We start from the raw sequence: 20419 nt of genomic DNA, 5'->3' as shown, positions 1-20419 counted from the left end.
AACAAGGGAGGGAAACGTATGCTAGACCATTCACCATATCGAGGCTACGGTGACCGAATTCGTATTTTACGAGAGCGTGCCGGGGTTACGATCGAGCAGCTGGCAGAACGACTCGGTGTCGCACCGTACTTCATTCGTCGAACGGAACTCAGCGAAGTCTATCCAACAAAAGCGTACATCGAGGCACTGGCTGAAGCTTTGAACATCGATGCGAGTTACTTGGCTCGTCACATCTGGACAGGAGAATCATTGAAGTTCATCATGCAACAGAAGACGCCACTTGAAGAGATGAAACTTGCTTATGAGCAGACGCTCGGACAAGACGGGACATGGGTCGAAGAGCAGCTTGAAGAGCGAATGCGCCTGTTTGACCTGATGTACGACGAAGATGTCAAACGGATCGAGCAGACGATGAGCGCAACCGAGCAACGCATCTTTCATGAACTGGTCGATGCTGTGATGGAAGCAGGAGAGTTACGACGGGATCAAGCAGAAGAGACGTTTGAACTGTTTGAGGATAAACTTCCAGCCATGATGCAACTCGACGAATATCTCGACCGAATGACAGAAGGTGTATCGTTAGCTCGTTCGACATATTACACGGATTATAGTGACCGGAAAAGCCGTTCACGTTATCATCGCAAATAAAAAGTCGCTGTCTTCTGATTGACGTTCAGAAGACAGCGACTTTTTTTAACGTGTATTGTTTTGTGACATCTGACGTAAACGTGGATTCTTAATACGTGTCCGACCGATGATGAATCCAATGATTGCATTCGCGATGACGAGTACCCAACCGACATAGCCGAAATTGAGGGTTAAGCTACCGAGCATCGCTTGCCATTTGAAAATCATCATCATATCACCACGCAAGACGAAGCGTGCGATACAGACAAGTAAAACCGTCAATCCAGCGATGAAGACACCAACCCAACTTCCGTATAAGCGAGAAGATTGACGGCGCACCGCGACGAAGGACCAGCAAAATAGACTGGCGACGAACGTCATCCCACCGTAAGCAAGGACGAGTTCCCATGTCGCACTCGCCTGCGGAAATTTCGTGAACATGACAAGTGACGAGACCATGGCAGCAGCTGTGAAAAGAATCGCTGCCCAAAAACGAGACCGCATAACGTAGTTCCTCCTAAAGGCTTTTTCTCACCTAACGATAGCGGAAACGATTCGTCTTGTAAACTGTTACCGGCGACCGCTTAAGATCCGGCGCAACTGTTTGAGTGGATTCGATCCATAGAACAGAACACCACCCCGGTAGAATTTCGTTCCGACGAATAAGGCAAGCGAGATGCTGATCAGCATCAAGATGAGCGAAATCGACACTTGCCATAGCGGTACATCGGTCAACATGACGCGCAGGAACATGACCATCGGTGTAAAGAACGGCACGAACGACAGGACGACGACAGCTTGGTTCGTCGGTGCATTCAGACTAAACATCGAAATCATGAAAGCTGCGACGATCAACAAGATGACTGGTAATGTCACTTGCTGCGCATCCTCGACCCGACTGACGAGCGAACCGAGTGCCGCGAGAAGCGTCGCATACAGGAAGTATCCGAGCAGGAAGAAGACGAACAGATAAATGATCGTCCGAGCACTCAAGGAATCGAGTGATAACTGATCGAATAAACTGCTGTTTTGAGCACTGTAGTAGCCGACACCGACGAGAATCGATAATTGTACGAGACTGACCGTAGCGATCGAGAGGATCTTCGCCAGCATATGTTGAATCGGACTCGCGGCTGAAATCAGCAATTCCATGACACGGGATGACTTTTCGTTCGCGATTTCTGTGACGATCATCCCACCGTAAATCGCAATCGTGAAGTACATCAAGAATAGCAACACATAGACGAGCGCCGAGGCAGCAAAGAGTTCATCCTCACTTTTCCCACCCGTCGACGTCAACTCCTGTTTGACAGGAACAGGTTCAGCGAGCGAAGCAAGGACGTTCGGATCGATTTCAGCATCCGTGATGACGGCTTGGTCACGGACTTGTTTGACGACCGTTGCGACCTGTGTCTGTAATTCAGACTCAGGACTAGCACTGACGAGTGTCACGTCATACGAATCCTGAACGATTGCCACGGCATCGAATGTACCGCGGTCGACTGCCTTTCGTGCTTGTGCGACTGTATATTCCTTCGTCGTGATGTCTGAAGTGACACCAGCCTTCTTCAAGGCCGGACGAAGATCGGTCGACAATTCACTGACGAGAGCAACTTTCGGATCGTCACCAGAAAACCAGTCGAGAATCCGTTCGATATTGCCAAAGCCGACGAGGAACAGGACCATCAGGACCGTCGAAATCAAAAAGCTTTTAGCACGTAATTTTTGTAGTAGATTGAAGCGATATAAAGTCAGGAATTTACGGTTCATAACGTTTGCCGACCTCCTCGATGAAGATATCCTGCAGGGATAACTGATCCCAGACGAAACGATCGACATGGTGTCCTTGACTGACGATATGTTGGAGAAGTTGATCAGCCGTTTCTTTTGAAGAGACTTGGACGATATGCCCATTGTTGTCTGACTCGACTTGTAGGACACCCGGTAAGCTATCCCATAGGAGTGGTGGGGCATCTGTCGTCAAAAGGACACGTGTTTTTCCATAGCTTGCCTTGATGTCAGGAAGATAGCCAGCAACGACGGGTTTTCCGTGATCGAGGATTGCGACGTGTTCGCAGAGTTCTTCGACGTGATCCATCCGGTGACTCGAGAAGACGATCGTCGTTCCGTCGACGGTTAACTTTTTGACGGCACGTTTTAATTGTTCCGCATTGACCGGATCGAGTCCGCTGAATGGTTCATCTAAAATCAGCAGTTCAGGTTTATGTAGGACAGCAGAGATCAACTGAATCTTTTGTTGATTTCCTTTTGAGAGTTGTTCGACGCGCATTTTTTCATACTGCGGAATTTGGAAATACTCGAGCCATTCCGTCAACGCTCGTTTCGCATCCTTCCGTTTCATATCGCGGAGTTCTGCGAGGAACAAAAGTTGTTCATCAACGCGGACTTTTGGATACAGCCCTCGTTCTTCCGGAAGGTATCCGATTTTTGAAGTCGGGATGCGCTCTCCGTTCCAGGTGATCGATCCTTCAGTTGGTTGCAGTAGACCGAGCAGCATCCGGAAGGTCGTCGTCTTCCCGGCACCGTTCGCACCAAGCAAACCAAAGATTTGCCCGCGTGGCACCTCAATCGTCAGAGCATCTACGGCTGTAAAATCGCCGAAACGCTTCGTGATGTGTTTTATTTCTAACATATGAACCTCCTTTAAAGACGTCTGTTGCACGACAAGTGTATCATTGTTACCTAGTGTCCTACGGTTTAAATTGGATAAAGGTTCCAGAAAAACGAGGAAAGGCTTATTAGTTTACTTTTTGTTCTTTAGTTACTATTATTGTGTTAATAGATACGACTGAAGGAGGAACGCATCATATGAAAACGCAAGGCATCCATCATATCTCAGCAATGGTCGGCGATCCACAAGAAAATCTCGATTTTTACGGAACCATTCTCGGACTACGATTCGTCAAAAAAACGGTCAACTTCGATGATCCAGGAACATACCACTTCTATTTTGGAAATGAATCCGGAGCACCGGGAACGATCATCACGTTCTTTCCGTTTAAAGGCATGGCAAAAGGGAAAGTCGGTGCCGGACAAGTCGGAACGACAGCTTACGCGATTCCGGTCGGTGCAGCAGATTTTTGGAAAGCGCGACTGACAGAAAAAAACGTCTCGTTTGAAGAGACGGTTCGTTTCGGAGAGCAGCAGATCGCCTTCGAAGATCCACATGGTCTCCAAATTGAACTCGTCGAACGCGAGGCGGGATCAGACAGTCGCTATGAAATCGATGGCATCACGCGTGACGTCGCCATCAAAGGATTCGCCGGAGCGACGTTACTGTCGCGGGATCCATCAGACACAGCAAAATTACTGACAGACACATTCGGGCTGACACTTAGCAAACGGACGGAAACCGTTGACCGATATATCGCAGAAGGCGAGTTCGGGAATGTCGTTGACGTCGTTCATGGTCAAATGCCAGTCGGTCGTCCGGGAACGGGAACGGTTCACCATATCGCGTGGCGGGCAACGGATCAAAAGGAACAACTCGACTGGATGAACGCCATCAACGCGTTCGGTTTGCTGACGACTGAAGTGAAGGACCGCAATTACTTCACATCAATCTATTTCCATGACCGCGGTCGGATCCTCCATGAAATTGCGACCGACAATCCAGGATTCGCAATCGATGAAGAGTTTGAGATGCTCGGAGAAGACTTGAAGTTGCCGGAACAATTCGAAGCACATCGCAGTGCGATCACAAATCATGTAACACCTATTACTGTACCGAAGGGGAGACTCGTATGATTCATTTATACCAAGCACCAAAAACAGCAGACGCACCGATCTTTTTATTCTTACATGGCACAGGTGGAACGGAACAAGATCTCGTCGGGCTCGTCTCGTTGCTCGATTCGGAAGCAGGCTACTTGTCCGTCCGCGGAGAAGTCTCGGAAAACGGGATGCCACGATTCTTCAAACGACTCGCGGAAGGCGTCTTCGATGAAGAAGACCTCGCTTTACGGACAGCACGTTTAATTCAGTTTTTACGTGATCAAGCAGCAGAGCGTAGTTTTGATCTCGATCGTCTGATTCCAGTCGGATACTCGAACGGGGCGAACATCGCGGCGAACATGTTGTTCGAAGAAGCTTTGTTCAAACAAGCGATTCTGTTGCATCCGATGGTACCACGTCGTGGTGTGACGTTACCTGATCTATCGGACGTGCGCGTCTTCATCGGTGCCGGAAGCAATGATCCGATCTGTCCGGCTCAGGAAACGGAAGAGTTATCAGCGCTCTTGAAACAAGCTGGTGCATCAGTCGACGTCACGTGGTCGAATTATGGTCACCAACTCGTCATGCCAACGATTGAAGCAGCAACGGATTGGCTGAAATAGTAAAAAAAAGAGCTGTCCCATCTTCTTCTTTCATAGAAGATGATGGGGCAGTCCTCTTTTCGTTTCAAGCAGGATGATCACTTTTTGGTCGAGAATAGACGATGAGCACACCACGTTCGACGAGCTGGAGGGCGAGCGTCTGTTTCACTTCTTCCGATGCTTTCGTCTTGGCAAGTTGTCGGTAGAGCAAGCGAAGTTCACGGCGCATCGTCTTACGGATCAGCCACATGCTATCAATCGTCGTACACCAACCGGTCACGGTCTCGTGTCCGATGTAATACTGGGTCTGACGTTCGAGATAACGAATCCACCACTCGTCACGCGCCATTTTTAGTACGACACCTGTGAGGCCAAGTACAAGGATGGCGAGGGGAATGCTTTCATATAAAGGAAGACGACTAATAACGGTACCAACATTCGTGACGAGGGCAAGCATCCCCCATCCTATGCATCCGATGACAAGCCAATATCCAAAGTTGAGAGTACTTCGATGTCGTAACGTCACTTTCGGCGTAAGCAATGAAGTGGCCATCAGAAACACCTCCTTGTTAAATAATCGAATTTTCTGACAATTTGTAGTTGTCCTTCTACTATAGTTACTTTTTCCCGAATCGTCTAGTCATTAGACATGGAAAATGTGTTTCTTTCTTGACGAAATTCGTGTACGCTAAATGTAGAAGTGAGCGGTTACATAAAGGGGGATATAAAGAAATGATGGATCAAGTGATTTGGATTGCTGTCGGTATCGTTGCCGTTGCGGTTTTCTCAGCATCGAGTGTCGCAGCGTACATGGGTGTCAAGAACCAAGAAGATTAAGAATCGAAAAACGGCTCATCCTGATCATCGGGATGAGCCGTTTTTTTGATGTGCCATCGATTATTTGTTTGCTGTTATATCTGCTTGCAATGCATAAGGTTTCAGGGCATCGCTCCAGCGTAGATAACCGCCACCGACGAGATGTAATCCATCATACGTCAAGCGATTCTGAAGATATCCTTGTTTATTCGTCAAGACAGGTCGTAAGTCGACGAATGGAACCTTAAGCGATTGAGCGAGATTTTGTAAATTCCGGTTCAACGCTTCGACATCACGGTTGATTCGGACGGAGTCTGAATACTTCGGTGCCACAGGAACGGTTGACTGAACGACGACGTCAATGTTATTTTTTCGAAGTGTCGTCACGATCGTCGTCATGTTCTCGGTAATTTGTGGAATCGGCGTATAGTGACGGATATCATTGATACCACCCATCAGGAAGACGCGTTTTGGTTTCATATCGAGAATCAGGTCGAGACGAGTCAAAAAGCCTTCTGTCGTATCGCCAGGAATCCCGAAATTAATAATTGTCGGATCATCCATCAAGATGCGCCAATCGGCAAAATTCGTCATCGAGTCACCTAACATGACAGCGTTCGCTGATTTTGGGTATTGATAAGTATGGAATAGACTATTCAAACGGACATAGTTCGGATTCTTATCGTATTGGAATGTCGTGACTGGAGTCGTACTCGTTGCAGGTAAGACGCTTTCGAACAGTTCGAGCGGTTTACGTCCCAGTAACAATGCAAGGAGAACGACGTTCAAGACGATGGATAGAATCAGGAGTGTCTTTTTCATAAACATTCGTTCCTTTCGAGGGAGTATAAGGGGTAGTGTAACATGAATCGGAATCCGTGGTTTGATAATATTAAAGGTTTTCTTGTCATTTTCGTCGTCATCGGTCACATGCTGACAGATTTACGGTTTGATTATGATGGAAAATTACTCGAAACGGTCTATCTATTGATTTATTCGTTTCATATGCCATTATTCATTATTTTAAGCGGTTATTTCTTCCGCGAAAACAAGTATTTACGTGTCATCCAGCTTTTCGCGGTGTATTGTGTCTGGCAGATCTTGATCGGATCTTGGGCGACACTCGGGGAAGGAAACCCGATTTTCTCAGGAGAAAACATTGGAACGCATCTATTACGGCCATACTGGGCACTTTGGTATTTATTCGTCATGGTCGTCTGGTATATCGTGACGCCTTATGTCGTCCATTTACGCGGCTACGTCTGGTTCGGTCTCGCGTTCGCTCTATTATATGGTTTTGAGCTTGAGAATACAGGCTTCTTAGCACTTCGTAAGTTGATCATGTTCTATCCGTACTTCTTACTCGGAAACTATTTATCAGAACACGAATTCATCCGGATCTTTGAAATGCCGAAAAACTTTAAGCGACGGATGAACGTCCGCTTAATCGGTGGGATCACATTTGTGGCCGTCATGGGCTTTTTGTTATTTGAAGCGTGGCGTGACACACCACAAGAGATCGTTGATTTCGCGAATGCCTTCAAGCATCGTTTCCCTTATGTTGATCAATACGATAGCGATGCCTGGTTAGGTGTCATCAAACATAGTGTCATTTATTTCTTGTCAATTGCGGCTTCCCTTGGTTTCATGATGTTGATTCCGATGCGTCGCCTTCCGCTCATCACACGGGCGGGGGAACTCAGCCTCTATGTCTATTTGCTTCACGTCTTTTTCGTCATGGCGTGGCGCCAGTATGTGACGGAAGCATTCGTACCGCAACCGTGGCTAGCGTTACTGATCATGATTGGCGTTGCCTTGCTGATCGTCGGTATCATCATACACCCGCTCGTCGTTCGTGTCCTCCGTCCTTTGATTGAGATTGATATTCGTCCAATCGTCGAGAAACGGGAAGACCTTTCAAAATAAGACGGAATGCTTTACACTTTAAGATAGATGGATTACAAGACGAAGGGCGTGGAAGGAATGTCATATAATTTAAATAACGCAGACGGTGTCGTGAACGTCTCGCAACAAGTCATCGAGGTCATCGCAGGCGTAGCCGTTCAAGAAACGGAAGGGATCGCCTTCACAGCAGATGATTCAAAACTGCAAGAGAAACAGATGGTTAAACTCGTGAAGGTCGAGGATGTCGGCGGCGAGATTACGATCAGTTTGTCTGTTCATATCAAGTACGGAATGTCGATCATCAAGACGGCGGGGAAAGTGCAGGAACGGATTGCGCAAGACATGGAGAACATGCTCGCGTTCCAACCGAAAGCAATCAACGTCCGAGTGATTGGTCTCTTAAAAGGATAACAGGACGAAAAACACTTTGCTGAAATCGCAAGGTGTTTTTCTTTTTAAGTAAAACATTTGATAACGCTTGCAAAGAGATGAGAGAATTAGTAAAATTGTTTGTGAGGCAAGTGCAATCGTTTGCACAACGTGTCATTCGATTTCTTGCCTTTCATGGACGATGTATGAAAGGATGGATGTCGGATGGCACCAACGATCGAAGCGGTCATTTTTGATTTAGACGGCGTAATCACGGATACAGCAGAGTATCACTACTTAGCGTGGAAACAATTAGGAGAGGATTTGGATATCCCGTTCGACCGGGAATTCAATGAGACATTAAAAGGTGTCAGCCGGATGGATTCACTCGAGCGTATCCTTGCGCTTGGTGGAAAACAGGATGCTTTTTCGGAAGACGAGAAGCTAGCACTCGCTGCGAAGAAGAACGAACACTATGTCACATTGATCCAGCACATCTCTGAACAGGATCTTCTTCCTGGAATCACTGCATTCCTTGATGAAATCCGAAACGCTGGGCTGAAAATCGGGATGGCGTCCGCTTCTAAAAATGCGCTGATGGTCGTCGAGGCATTAAAGGTTCGACATTACTTCGATGACATCGTAGATGCTGCAACTGTTGCACAATCGAAACCACACCCTGAAGTGTTTCTCCGTGCTGCGGAAGCGCTCGACGTCGAACCAAGCCGTTGCATCGGTGTAGAAGATGCGACAGCGGGCATCACTGCCATCCACGCTGCCGGTATGTATGCCGTCGGTGTAGGACCGGAGTCGGCGCTCCATGAGGCAGACTATCGTGTCGATTCGACAGATTTGCTTTCCCTTGAGCAAATCCTCGCTAGTCGCTAACTGAGATTCATTCATTCCCTGATGATTGAATCGCAATCAACCTCTCTTTTCTTTTATGTGTCAGAAAAAGAAGTGATTTCCCTGAATCTCTTCTTTTTCAAAAAAATAACGCTCAGCCGTATGATTCGGCTGAGCGTTATTTTTTGGTTAGAGGGAAGAAAGAATCGCGTTTGCTACTGCATCAGCATAGCGTTGCTGATAAGAAGGAGAAACGAGTTTCGCCCGGTCATTAGCATTGGATAGGAAACCAAGTTCCGTTAATGTAGCGGGTGCATTCGTACCGCGAAGAACAGCGAGGTTCCCGAATTTAATACCACGATCACGTAATCCAATCGAGTTAACAAGATTGTTTTGGAGATTTCGTGATAGAGCAACAGATGCATTACCTCTGTAATAGAAGTTTTCAGCGCCATAAGCACTTGTTGAAGATGCAGCATTAATATGGATACTGACGAAGATGTTTGTCTTATGGGCGTTCGAGATGACGCTACGATCTGTTAACGAAGGATAGTAATCATTCGTATAACGTGTCAACTTCACATCGACTGTTTTAGATAGGCGCTCGGCTACGAGTTTAGCGACTGACATGACGATATCACGTTCATAAATACCGTATCGTGCGGCACCAACATCATGTCCACCATGCCCAGGATCTAAGACGACGAGTGGACGAGCAGACATAGAAGGCTGGAAGAGCGAGAGATACGTCGCTTCGACATATCCATAACGTCCATCAGATGTTTTGACAGCGACGAATCCTTTTGTCTTATGTAAAGCATTCGTTACCGTAACAACGGAACCACGTGGCAGTGTACCGATAGAAGGGCTGATCGAACTTGCACCAGACCGTAATGTCAATGAATCATTAAAAGGAACGAGAACATACATCGTCGTACCTGAATAATCAGCTGCAGATCCGACAGGTGGTAAAGAAGCAGAAGAAGACGTCGTTTTCTTCAAGTAACTTCCTGAGACATAGCCTTTTTTACTACCGTAAGACACTTGGTACCAGTTATCCTTCCGATACGAAGAGGTAACGATCTTTCCTTTAGGAATCGTTAGTAGTTTAGCTGAGGTAGCAGAATTCGATGTACGTAAATTCAAAGCGTCCAACGTAATGTAGTTCGTTTTCGCGAATGTCGTACCGGTAGCACTTGCTGTGACGACCGCCTTCTTTTTCAAGTAAGAACCAGCAACATAACCGGTTTTTGATTTGTAAGATACTTTATACCAGCTTCCCTTCTTGTAAGAAGAGGAAAGTGTTGTTCCTTTAGGAATCGTCAATAATTTAGTCGAAGCAGCAGAATCAGACTTACGAAGGCTCAACGAATCCGTCGTCGTGTAGTTCGTCTTCGTAAAGGATGTACCGACAGTACTAGCTTTAACGGCCGCTTTCTTCTTCAAGTAACTTCCTGAGACATAACCCGTCTTAGAACTGTAAGAGACTTTGTACCAGTTTCCTGTTTTATACGAAGAAACGACTGATTTTCCTTTAGGAATCGTCAACAATTTTTTAGAGGAAGTAGTAGCAGAAGCGCGAAGATTTAGTGCATCTGTTGTTTGATAAGTAGCTTTCGTGATAGAAGCAGCAGATGCCTCGGGTGTTGGGGCGGCTACCGTGAAAAGTACGGCCGAAGCAATACTTGCGATCAAGACGGAAGTTTTAGTAGGCATAATGTGCTCTCCTTTTAAATTTAGTATTGTAAAACAGGATATAAAAATGACAAAATGAAGAAAGATTTAAAATTATATATTAAAAACAATAATTTTATGTTCTAGGTTCGCTCCTTTCTGTTAAGATAAAAATGGAAATCAGCAACAGATAAAAAATTGCCAATATTACAAAAAAATTAAAATAACATAGAAATCATATAACAAAAAGGTAAATAAATGGTAATATTATTTCAAAAAACATACAATTGAAACATAATTGAAATATTATTGTGTCATCAATACAAGAAAGAAGGTAAAAAGTATGGATCCGAATGAACATATTTACAGAGAGCTGATGGAAATCGAAGAAGAATATCGCCGTCTTCAACGAAGAGCAGAGTACTTAGTAGCTGAATTAAGTCGAACGAATCAAGATCATGCACAGGAAGTTTCTGTTGCACTAGAGCGTCCATTGAAACAACGAAGAGTGAATCAGCGATATCCACTGGAAGTTTACGTACACCAAATCAGTGATTTGATGCGCGAACGCGAGTCGATGTCAGCACGAGATATTCAGATGGAACTCGAACTTCGTTATCGTCACCAAATCAGTAACATTTATCAGCTTATGGCGAAAGTTGAACAGGCAAACCCGGCGATTCAAAAAGTGGGTCGTGGAATCTATACATATGATTCATCGGCAGAAGTTCCGATTTTTATGTAGTTTTTTCAAAAAACGTCGTTTCTTTTTTAAAGAAAGGCGTTTTTTTTGTTGAATGAATTCCAAAATAAAGATTTATTTTTAAAATAAGTAAATGATTTTCTTAAAAATGGTTTTTATCTCTTCTGTTCCATTTTTTAACTGATATAATGGATACGTAGATGAAAAAATTGTCGGACCTGACGTCACGTGGACGTGGGGAGAGGAGAAAAACAGTGCTTCAACTCGTAAAAAATACATTCAACGAACAGTCTAAGCGACTGAAGAACTATATGAAAATCGTAAAAGAAATCAATGCGTTAGAAAGTCGTTATCAAGCGATGACGGATGATGAATTAAAAAATCAAACAGTCCACCTAAAGGAACGCATCGAAGCCGGTGAGACGATTGATCAACTAAAGACGGAGGCATTTGCTCTTGTCCGAGAGGCAAGTGTTCGTACGTTAGGCATGCGTCATTACGATGTTCAATTGATTGGTGGTCTTGCGTTACTAGACGGTCATATCGCAGAAATGGCGACGGGGGAAGGAAAAACATTAGTCGCGTCGTTACCGAGTTTTACAAAAGCCTTAAGTGGTAAAGGGGTTCATGTCATCACCGTCAATGACTACTTGGCACGACGAGACGTGGATCAGATCGGAGAAATTCACCGTTTTCTTGGTTTAACAGTCGGACTAAATGTTCCCGATCTGTCACCTGATGAGAAACGTGCTGCCTATGGCGCAGATATTACATATGGAGTCGGTACAGAATTTGGCTTCGACTACTTGCGCGATCATCTCGTCAATCGGAAGGAAGACCGTGTACAACGAAAACATCACTTTGCCATCATCGATGAAGTCGATAGTATTTTAATCGACGAAGCGAAAACACCACTCATCATGGCAGGTAAGGGCTCGGTGCATGAAGGATTACAAACCGTCGCGAAGCTGATCGTATCAAAGTTTCCTGCGGATGCATACGAATACGACGAAGAGATCAAAGCAGTTTCGCTTACGGATAAAGGAATTTCGATCATCGAAGAGAACTTCGCCATCGATAATCTTTTCGCAGCTGAGCATCAAGTACTTTATCATTACATGGTTCAAGCCTTGCGTGCTCACATCGTCATGAAACGAGACGTTGATTACATCGTAAAAGATGGGAAAATCGAGTTGGTTGATTTATTTACAGGACGCATCATGGAAGGACGAAGTTTGTCGGATGGGCTCCATCAAGCCATTGAAGCAAAAGAAGGCATTGACATTACGGAAGAAAATAAAACGACGGCCCAAGTTACGATCCAACATTATTTCCGGATGTATGAGCTCGTTTCAGGCATGACAGGTACGGCACAAACTTCACGACAAGAGCTTCTAAAGACATACGGAATGGATGTCGTACAAGTCCCGACCAATCGCCCGAAACTCCGTGAAGATGCTTCTGACATCATTTACGCGACGAAAGAGGAGAAATATGAAGCTGTGGCGCGTGCGACGAAGGAAGCACATGCAAGACGGCAACCCGTATTGATCGGAACGACGTCCATCGAACAATCATTTGCTGTAGCTGAAGCTTTAGATACACATCAGTTACCGTATCAAATCCTGAATGCAAAGACGGTCGACCAAGAAACTGACATCATTCGTGAAGCCGGGCAACACGGACGCATCACGATTGCGACGAACATGGCAGGCCGAGGGACAGATATTACGTTGGATGAGATTGCGAAAGAAGCAGGTGGGTTGTTTGTCATCGGTACCGAGCGTCATGAGTCGGTTCGGATTGATAACCAGCTAAGAGGACGTTCAGGACGTCAAGGAGATCCAGGTAAAAGTCAATTCATCGTATCACTCGAAGATGACCTCGTCCGGCGTTTTGCAAAGGATCGACTGGAGAAAGTCTTGAAAAAAGTGAAGACGAGTCAGCATGAACCGGTTACGTTAAAAGAAGCACAAGCGTTATTGAGCTATGCGCAAGAAACATGCGAGGGGACAGGTTATTCGATTCGAGAGGAACTTGTTAAACTCGATGACGTCCTTCATCAGCACCGTCTTGTCATCTATGCGATCCGTAACCAAGTACTAGATGCGGAAGACATTCAAGATATGGTACTACCAATGGTCGAGCGGACGGTCGAACGTATCGTGGATCGTTATCTATCTGCAGAACTCGTACCGGAAGAGTGGCCAAAGGAAGAGTTCCAGTTCGCGATGGACGAATTACTAAACGACGAAGTACCACTTCCAGATGATTTAGAACAGCCGGAAGAGGTCAAAGCGTATTATGTGAACATTGTTTCCGCTCGTCGTGAAAAATGGATAGAGGAACTAAAGAATCCTGCAGTAGACGAGCTGATCCGAGATCAGCTATTGGCATCGATCGAAGAGCACTGGACGGAACATTTGACGACGATGAATACGCTAAAAGAAGGCATTCATCTTCGGAGTTACGGTCAAGAACAGCCTGTTCGGATGTACGAAAAGGAAGGCTTTGAAGTCTTCAACTACACGATTGCTGAAATCGAGTATCCCGTTGCCTATGTCTTACAACGATTGTCCGAATATATCATGCTAGATGAAGAAATCGAGGAGATGGAGTTAGATGTTTAATCGCAGAAAACAAATCATTTTAGAAGCAGAGACACCAGAAAATACAGGACTGTATAAGCCTCGATTGATTTTTACAGAAGATATGTTGATCGAGAAAGAAGATGAATATCTTTTCCGTTACCATGCTAATCAATTGCCAGACTTGGAGTTAAATCAACTGTCCGTCGAAGCGCTGCAAGTGGACCTATCATCCTCGCCGATTTCAATCGTCGCGTTGTTTCGAAATACATTAGAAAATAGTTTTCATGTAGATGGTCTTCCATTACTCGTGTTAGACGATGCCAATCGTCTGATTGGCAGAAAGGTTTTGACGACGGAAGATATTCCGGAGTTCGTACCGATGAGTAGTATGCCATGTTGGCTTGATTTTTCCGAGGAAGAACTTTTCTTAACGGAAGAAGAAAATTTCCCGGAAAAGATTCGTCTCTTATTTAGTTTAGAAGAGACGCATGATCTCGAGATTCCACCGGACTTCCTTGATACTGAAGCGCGACGTGTACGTCAGACATTCTATTCAACCCCGACGTTGAAGAATGAAGAAGTCAATGTCATGAATGTTTGGAACGAGAAGAACGAAAATAGGATGACAGGATTGTTTTTGATTCGAAACGGATATGAACAGGCGATTCAACTCGGAACGCTTCCGTTACAACTTATGAACGGGGAACAAATCTTGCAGACATTGCAGGTAGCGTTAACGTCCCCAATCGAAGCTAAAACGACCCTTGCAATCAAAGTCGTTTTAGACGTGACGGAGTGGCAAGACCAAGACGTGTTGCAATTCCGAGTCGCACAAGCATAAGCCTATGCTTTTTGTTTACAGAATGGGAACGAACGATTTTTGGAAGAAGAATGTGGTATAATTCGCGCAGGAGCGTGATGTTATTATGTTATGGACAGCGTCCATTGTCTGTTTCATCGCTGCATTGCTGATTACCCCCGTTGTCAAACGTTTTGCCATTGCAGTGGGCGCGGTGGATAGTCCGGATGCACGAAAAGTACATGTTCGAATCATGCCACGTCTAGGTGGGCTTGCGATTTATATCTCATTCATGATCGGATACTTTATCTTACAACCATCGAGTCCATATGCGACTCATATATTAGTCGGTAGTTTCGTGATCATCATGACCGGTATGTTGGATGATCGTTTTCAACTGAATGCTAGGCTGAAGTTAATGGGACAAATCGTAGCGGCAGTCATTGTTTTAAATGGTGGGATTCGAATCGAGTTCATCAATTTGCCGTTTGATCAACAGCTGTATCTCGGATGGTGGAGTGTGCCACTGACCTTCTTGTGGGTCATCGGTATCACGAATGCCGTCAACTTGATTGATGGATTAGACGGACTAGCTGCTGGCGTATCGAGTATCGTCTTGTTGACGCTAATCAGTTTAGCTGTGATTCAAGGGAACGTCTACGTGACGATCGTTGCGATCCTCTTGCTCATGAGTACGCTCGGTTTCCTGTTTCATAATTTTTATCCGGCAAAAATTTTCATGGGAGACACGGGTTCGCTGTATCTTGGATATATGCTGGCCGTACTTTCCCTACTTGGATTCAAAAATGTAACTTTATTCTCACTTGCTGTACCAGTCATTTTGCTCGGGATTCCGATTTCAGACACGCTATTCGCTATCGTGCGTCGTATGTTACAAGGGAGACCACCGTTCGCACCCGATAAAGAGCACTTGCATCACCGCTTACTCGATTTAGGATTTACGATGAGACAAGCCGTTTTAGTGATTTATGGACTTTGTGGTGTGTTCGGAATGACGGCAATCCTCTTTTCGCAAACGAATTCGCTCGGTGCTTTTATTTCTCTCGTTATCTTATTGATCGTACTAGATATTTTAGTCGAATCGTTGGGATTGTTAGGGGATAAATATCGACCCATTCTCAAACTATTAGAACGTCTTACAACGAAATGATTTAAAAAGATCGCTCATCTCAATGTGCGGTCTTTTTTAAGGGAGATGAGAAAATGCAAGAAATAAATAAAAATGAACGCATTCAGTACTTGGATATTTTGAGGGGATTTGCTTTATGTGGCATTCTATTTGTCAACATGCCAAGTTTTCTTGGCGATCGACCGAATGCGATGATGGGAGACGTCGATCAAGCGATTCGTTTGGTGTTTGACCTCTTCATCCAGACAAAATTCTATACGCTGTTTAGTGTCTTGTTTGGAGCAGGTTTTTATCTGTTCATCCAGCGTTTGCAGCAAAAAGGATTACCGAAGACAATTTTTGCACGACGTCTCGGGATTCTTCTCGTCATTGGACTACTACACTTATGTATTTGGCAGGGAGATATTTTACATACGTATGCGTTGACCGGTTTTATCTTATTGTTATTTATAAAAACAAAGCCGATCACGAAGCTTTTGTTTGCGGCAGCATTTCAAATCTATGCCCTTTTGCTCTACCTACTTATTTTCTTTGGGGCTCGTCAATTGGGCGACACTCCCGTCGTCGAGCTAGATAAGACACTTCAGTCGTTCGTCGCATCGCGCGATCTCCTCGGATTTTTATTACATCACGCGACAGTTCAATTACCGGAAGCCCTCATGAATTCTGGTGTCATTTGGCCAGAAATTTTATCCCTGTTCTTGATCGGAGCCTATTTGATGGAACGCTTCAGCGCAGCGCCACCGACGAATCGTTTCCTGTGGTGGACGCTTGGAATTAGTTTACTCCTGACACTTCCATCATTTGCAGGAATCATACAGGCGCATGCTGACGTACCAGACGGATCCATCAATCTATTTTATGTCTGGCTCTCAGGACGCACGCTTGCGATCACCTATGCTTGTGCCGTTGCGCTACTCGTTCGTGCTGGACGCATGCAATGGTTTGCTGGACTGGGACGGATGGCATTGACGAATTATTTGATGCATACAGTCGTCTTTACCGTGTTCGTCTTCTTCAGTGGACAACATGGAACGACACCGTTATGGCAAGGACTGTTACTCGTTTTCCTGCTTTTGATCGCACAAGGTGTTGCTTCAAACAGATATCTCCAGTCTCATCCACAAGGTCCCATGGAGAAATTGTGGCGAAAAGGGACTTATGGAAAGAAAAACCGTTGAAGTTCACAAGAACTTAACATCTTTTATGTAGAATGAAGGATGGAGGTGAAACATGCATCGTTTAATTGAAATCTTTCTTGTATCGTTCAAGCTCGGACTGACGTCGTTCGGAGGTCCGGTCGCCCATCTCGGGTATTTTTATGAAGAATATGTCAAACGGAAAAAATGGATTGATGAGAAAGCATATGCTGACTTAGTTGCGCTCTGTCAATTCCTCCCGGGTCCCGCTTCGAGTCAGGTCGGAATGGGAATCGGTTTGATCCGTGGAGGCGTAGCAGGGGCGATCATTTCCTTCGTCGGCTTTACGTTACCGTCGAGTATCGCCTTGATTCTGTTCGCGATTCTTGCGACACAGTTCGATGTCGCAGAAGCCGGATTCATTCATGGCTTGAAACTCGTTGCGGTTGCAATCGTTGCTGACGCCGTCCTTGGCATGGGAATGAAACTTGCGACAGGCGTCAAACGGATGACGTTGATGCTACTGGCGCTAGCAGGCGTACTCTTGATCGCACATCCACTGGCACAAGTCGGTGTCTTGTTGCTCGCAGGTCTTCTTGCGTTCTTCTGGTTTAAAGAAGAGACGGAGACGAGTGGGTCCTTGTCGATTCGCGTACCACGCCTACTTAGCATCACGGCACTCGTCTTATTCTTCGTCTTACTTGCCGTCACACCGTTTCTCGCTCAAGCAACGACGGGAACCGTCCAACTGACGAGTATTATGTACAGTGCCGGTGCCCTCGTCTTTGGTGGCGGACATGTCGTCTTGCCATTCCTTGAGCAGACACTCGTACCTGGATTGATGAACACGGATACGTTCCTTGCTGGTTACGCCGCTGCACAAGCGGTACCAGGACCACTCTTTACGTTCGCGACGTATCTCGGTACGATCGTTTCTGGTGTTTCTGGAGGAATTCTTGCGACGCTCGCGATCTTCCTACCAGGATTCCTACTCGTCATCGGTGTTTTACCGTACTGGGATCGTATTCGGAAGAATCAATCGGTCGGTCGGATCTTGATGGGCGTCAATGCTGCCGTCGTTGGTATCTTGCTTACCGCTCTTTATGATCCAATCTTTACGTCAAGCATCAAGAGTGGTCTTGATTTCTTGATTGCCTTCGGTTTGTTCTGTTTACTTCGTTTTTATAAACAGTCGCCGTTACGAATCGTGTTGATTGGAGCCGTTCTCGGATTCCTATTCTTTTAAACCGCACAAAGAAGCAGCAGACATGCGTCTGCTGCTTCTTTGTTTTCGCTTAATGAAGCTTTAAATTCGAGTCAAAAAGACAAGCTCGATATCGTGGCGCCACTCACGTTGGACTTCCGTAAAGCCAAAACGAGCGTAGAGCGTAAGGCAGGAAGATTACGCGCACCTGTCATGACATGCTTCACGTGATCATGCTGAAGCAGGTGGTGCAGTAAGGATTGGGCGATGCCTTGGCGAAAATATTCCGGATTCACAACGAGGCGCGTGATCGTTCCATCAACATATGTGATCGCACCGACTACGCTATCATGCAAGAGATAAACGAACCCGTTCGGTTGCTCCGCTTCGATGTCATCGATCGTTTCCGATAAAGGTGGAAAGTCTACTGTTTCCAGTAGACGCGCTTCGATTCGATAAGCAAGACGTTGAAGTTCTAGCAAAGCTGCATGATCAGTTGATCGTAGTCGTCGTATCATCCGTCGCCTCTTCTGATGTCGTCATGTCAGTAGCGTCATCAGCAGGTAAATTGAGCTGTTCTTTTAATGTTGTTTTAGCTTCGGCAAGTGAAAGTGGATCGATTTGATAGTAATAGACGCCATTGATTTTCGTATCTGATCCCGTTAAATCAATACGATTAATGGATCCGAGTGATTTGACGAACGGTTGTAGCTGGAAGGCTTCCGTTAGTGACATATTCGTTTTGAAGTTATCGCCTGTAGCATCCATCAAGTCATTGAGTTTCGTGATCGAACCGAAGGAAGTCGACTGTTCGATAATCGCTTGTACGATTTGTTGCTGGCGTTTTGTACGTCCGATATCACCCTCAGGGTCTTCATAACGCATTCTGGCGTAGGCCAACGCTTCTTCCCCATTGAGTGTCTGCTGACCAGGTTCGAGTTTGATACTGTTTCGTTTATCGGAAGAGTCGAGTGTGTCGATCGGTAGTTTGACGTCGACATCAATACCGCCAAGCGCATCGACGATAGCAACGACACCATTAAAGTTGATGGAGGCGTAATAGTCTACAGGAATATCAAACAACGTTTCGACTGTCTCAATCGTTGAATCAATTCCTCCATAAGCATACGAATGGTTGATTTTATCTTCATATCCGACAGAAGGGATTTGTACGAGAGAATCTCGAGGGATGCTGACCATGTCTACGGTTTGATCTGTTTTATTGAATGTGGCGATGATCATCGTATCAGCGCGAGAAGAAGTGTCTCCGGGACGTTCATCCGTTCCGACAAGCAAGACGGAGAAATGGTCCTTCGTCAAGTCGACTGCCGCTTCACGTTTTTCTGACTTGTCTCCACGTGCTAAGTCGACTTTTGTCTCATTAGCCGTTTGAAGAGTCTTGTTGGCGACGTAAGCGAATGCTGCACCGCCAGTTACTAAAATGATCAAAAATAAAAAAACAAGACGCTTGAACCAAGAACGCTTCTTTTTTTTCTTTGACCGTGATCGTATCGGTTCATCCATTTCAAGTACTCCTTACTTAACAGAATTATTAAAAAACTTTCGGAATCTTTACAATCAGTATAGCAGGTCAGGAAAGAATGTCACGTTCGAGGTAGCGAAAAGCACCTTCTTGGAAGTGGGCTTGCGCATTCGTCAGATCTGTCATCCATTCAATAAAGGTAGGAACATCTGCCGTTTTGACTAAGACATCGACTTGAACTTGATCCAAATAATGAATCTGATCAATCGGATGAATGCTTGATCGAAGTTCATTCTCAATTTTTCCAAGCCACGTATAGTCAATGTGCACTTCTACCACTTGATGCTGAATCCGTTCAACAACGCCGATTGCATTCAATGCTTCCGAGACGCTTGAGCCATAGGCACGAATTAATCCACCGCCACCAAGCTTAATGCCGCCAAAATAACGTGTGACCACAACAACGGTATCGCGTAAATCTCTTTTTTTCAGTACTTCAAGCATCGGGACGCCTGCTGTTCCGCTAGGTTCACCATCATCACTCGCTTTTTGGATTTGATTTTGTTCCCCGATGACATACGCAGAACAGTTATGATTTGCATCATGATGCTTCTTTTTAATCTGCGCAATGAAGTCTTGTGCCTCTGTTTCGGAAGAAATGCGAGAAATATATGTAATGAATCGAGACTTTTGAATAATGATTTCGTGGAAACCGTTTTCTTTTACTGTATAATAATGAGATAATGTCATACTATTAATGTCCTCCTCGTTGACTA

General features: G+C 45.3%; 21 protein-coding genes. 12 read left to right on the top strand and 9 right to left on the bottom strand.

What is annotated here, in order from left to right:
- Positions 1 to 18: 18 nt before the first annotated feature.
- Positions 19 to 648, top strand: coding sequence for a helix-turn-helix domain-containing protein (locus EXW93_RS13225; protein ID WP_174316565.1), 630 nt, complete (start codon positions 19 to 21; stop codon positions 646 to 648).
- 45 nt (positions 649 to 693) lie between these two features.
- Here the strand turns inward: EXW93_RS13225 and EXW93_RS13220 are convergent, their stop codons facing one another.
- From EXW93_RS13220 to EXW93_RS13210, 3 genes are all read right to left on the bottom strand, one after another.
- Positions 694 to 1131: a hypothetical protein gene (locus EXW93_RS13220; RefSeq protein ID WP_035396170.1), complete on the bottom strand. Its 438-nt coding sequence runs from the start codon at positions 1129 to 1131 to the stop codon at positions 694 to 696.
- 66 nt (positions 1132 to 1197) lie between these two features.
- Positions 1198 to 2397 (bottom strand): ABC transporter permease, encoded by a 1200-nt coding sequence (locus EXW93_RS13215; protein ID WP_023469317.1) that lies wholly within the window; start codon positions 2395 to 2397, stop codon positions 1198 to 1200.
- Complete coding sequence (locus EXW93_RS13210; protein ID WP_023469316.1) at positions 2387 to 3280, bottom strand: ABC transporter ATP-binding protein; 894 nt, start codon at positions 3278 to 3280, stop codon at positions 2387 to 2389. The genes EXW93_RS13215 and EXW93_RS13210 overlap by 11 nt, the downstream gene beginning before the upstream one ends.
- Before the next feature lie 176 nt (positions 3281 to 3456).
- On the opposite strand from EXW93_RS13210, the gene EXW93_RS13205 reads away from it, so the two are divergent.
- Positions 3457 to 4395, top strand: a complete 939-nt coding sequence (locus EXW93_RS13205) for a VOC family protein (RefSeq protein ID WP_174316564.1) — start codon at positions 3457 to 3459, stop codon at positions 4393 to 4395.
- Positions 4392 to 4985, top strand: coding sequence for an alpha/beta hydrolase (locus EXW93_RS13200; protein WP_035396177.1), 594 nt, complete (start codon positions 4392 to 4394; stop codon positions 4983 to 4985). The genes EXW93_RS13205 and EXW93_RS13200 overlap by 4 nt, the downstream gene beginning before the upstream one ends.
- Before the next feature lie 64 nt (positions 4986 to 5049).
- Here EXW93_RS13200 and EXW93_RS13195 read toward each other — a convergent pair whose 3' ends face one another.
- Positions 5050 to 5517: a hypothetical protein gene (locus EXW93_RS13195; protein ID WP_023469313.1), complete on the bottom strand. Its 468-nt coding sequence runs from the start codon at positions 5515 to 5517 to the stop codon at positions 5050 to 5052.
- Positions 5518 to 5861: 344 nt separating this feature from the next.
- Positions 5862 to 6602 (bottom strand): SGNH/GDSL hydrolase family protein, encoded by a 741-nt coding sequence (locus EXW93_RS13190; protein WP_174316563.1) that lies wholly within the window; start codon positions 6600 to 6602, stop codon positions 5862 to 5864.
- A 42-nt stretch (positions 6603 to 6644) separates the two neighbouring features.
- Between EXW93_RS13190 and EXW93_RS13185 the strand changes: the two genes are divergently transcribed.
- The 3 genes from EXW93_RS13185 (at position 6645) to pgmB (ending at position 8942) form a co-directional block, all read left to right on the top strand.
- Positions 6645 to 7706, top strand: coding sequence for an acyltransferase family protein (locus EXW93_RS13185; RefSeq protein ID WP_035396182.1), 1062 nt, complete (start codon positions 6645 to 6647; stop codon positions 7704 to 7706).
- Between the two features lie 57 nt (positions 7707 to 7763).
- Positions 7764 to 8096 (top strand): Asp23/Gls24 family envelope stress response protein, encoded by a 333-nt coding sequence (locus EXW93_RS13180; protein WP_035396186.1) that lies wholly within the window; start codon positions 7764 to 7766, stop codon positions 8094 to 8096.
- Positions 8097 to 8279: 183 nt separating this feature from the next.
- Positions 8280 to 8942, top strand: coding sequence for a beta-phosphoglucomutase (gene pgmB / locus EXW93_RS13175; protein ID WP_023469308.1), 663 nt, complete (start codon positions 8280 to 8282; stop codon positions 8940 to 8942).
- Between the two features lie 147 nt (positions 8943 to 9089).
- On the opposite strand, the gene EXW93_RS13170 is transcribed toward pgmB, so the two are convergent.
- Positions 9090 to 10616 (bottom strand): N-acetylmuramoyl-L-alanine amidase, encoded by a 1527-nt coding sequence (locus tag EXW93_RS13170; protein ID WP_041255198.1) that lies wholly within the window; start codon positions 10614 to 10616, stop codon positions 9090 to 9092.
- A gap of 301 nt (positions 10617 to 10917) precedes the next feature.
- On the opposite strand from EXW93_RS13170, the gene EXW93_RS13165 reads away from it, so the two are divergent.
- The 6 genes from EXW93_RS13165 (at position 10918) to chrA (ending at position 18202) form a co-directional block, all read left to right on the top strand.
- Complete coding sequence (locus EXW93_RS13165; RefSeq protein WP_023469307.1) at positions 10918 to 11319, top strand: Rok-like winged helix domain-containing protein; 402 nt, start codon at positions 10918 to 10920, stop codon at positions 11317 to 11319.
- Positions 11320 to 11531: 212 nt separating this feature from the next.
- A complete protein-coding gene (gene secA2, locus EXW93_RS13160) occupies positions 11532 to 13907 on the top strand; it encodes an accessory Sec system translocase SecA2 (RefSeq protein WP_174316562.1) in 2376 nt (791 codons plus the stop codon).
- On the top strand, positions 13900 to 14709 hold the full coding sequence (locus tag EXW93_RS13155; RefSeq protein WP_174316561.1) for an SLAP domain-containing protein: 810 nt from the start codon (positions 13900 to 13902) through the stop codon (positions 14707 to 14709). Before secA2 ends, EXW93_RS13155 begins: the two co-directional genes overlap by 8 nt.
- Positions 14710 to 14794: 85 nt before the next feature.
- Positions 14795 to 15838: a glycosyltransferase family 4 protein gene (locus EXW93_RS13150; RefSeq protein WP_023469304.1), complete on the top strand. Its 1044-nt coding sequence runs from the start codon at positions 14795 to 14797 to the stop codon at positions 15836 to 15838.
- Positions 15839 to 15891: 53 nt separating this feature from the next.
- Positions 15892 to 16998: a DUF418 domain-containing protein gene (locus EXW93_RS13145; RefSeq protein ID WP_174316560.1), complete on the top strand. Its 1107-nt coding sequence runs from the start codon at positions 15892 to 15894 to the stop codon at positions 16996 to 16998.
- Between the two features lie 52 nt (positions 16999 to 17050).
- Complete coding sequence (chrA, locus tag EXW93_RS13140) at positions 17051 to 18202, top strand: chromate efflux transporter (protein WP_174316559.1); 1152 nt, start codon at positions 17051 to 17053, stop codon at positions 18200 to 18202.
- A 71-nt stretch (positions 18203 to 18273) separates the two neighbouring features.
- On the opposite strand, the gene EXW93_RS13135 is transcribed toward chrA, so the two are convergent.
- The 3 genes from EXW93_RS13135 to EXW93_RS13125 all read right to left on the bottom strand — a co-directional run bounded on the left by EXW93_RS13135 (position 18274) and on the right by EXW93_RS13125 (position 20393).
- Positions 18274 to 18678, bottom strand: a complete 405-nt coding sequence (locus tag EXW93_RS13135) for a GNAT family N-acetyltransferase (RefSeq protein ID WP_174316558.1) — start codon at positions 18676 to 18678, stop codon at positions 18274 to 18276.
- Positions 18653 to 19684 carry an LCP family protein gene (locus EXW93_RS13130; protein WP_023469301.1) on the bottom strand — a complete coding sequence of 344 codons (1032 nt, stop codon included), beginning with the start codon at positions 19682 to 19684 and terminating at the stop codon, positions 18653 to 18655. The genes EXW93_RS13135 and EXW93_RS13130 overlap by 26 nt, the downstream gene beginning before the upstream one ends.
- A gap of 67 nt (positions 19685 to 19751) precedes the next feature.
- Positions 19752 to 20393, bottom strand: a complete 642-nt coding sequence (locus EXW93_RS13125) for a YigZ family protein (protein ID WP_023469300.1) — start codon at positions 20391 to 20393, stop codon at positions 19752 to 19754.
- Between the last annotated feature and the right edge of the window lie 26 nt (positions 20394 to 20419).

This window comes from Exiguobacterium sp. JMULE1, assembly GCF_013337175.1.
Taxonomy (GTDB): Bacteria; Bacillota; Bacilli; order Exiguobacteriales; family Exiguobacteriaceae; genus Exiguobacterium_A; species Exiguobacterium_A indicum.
This window is presented reverse-complemented; position numbering and strand designations above follow the sequence as displayed.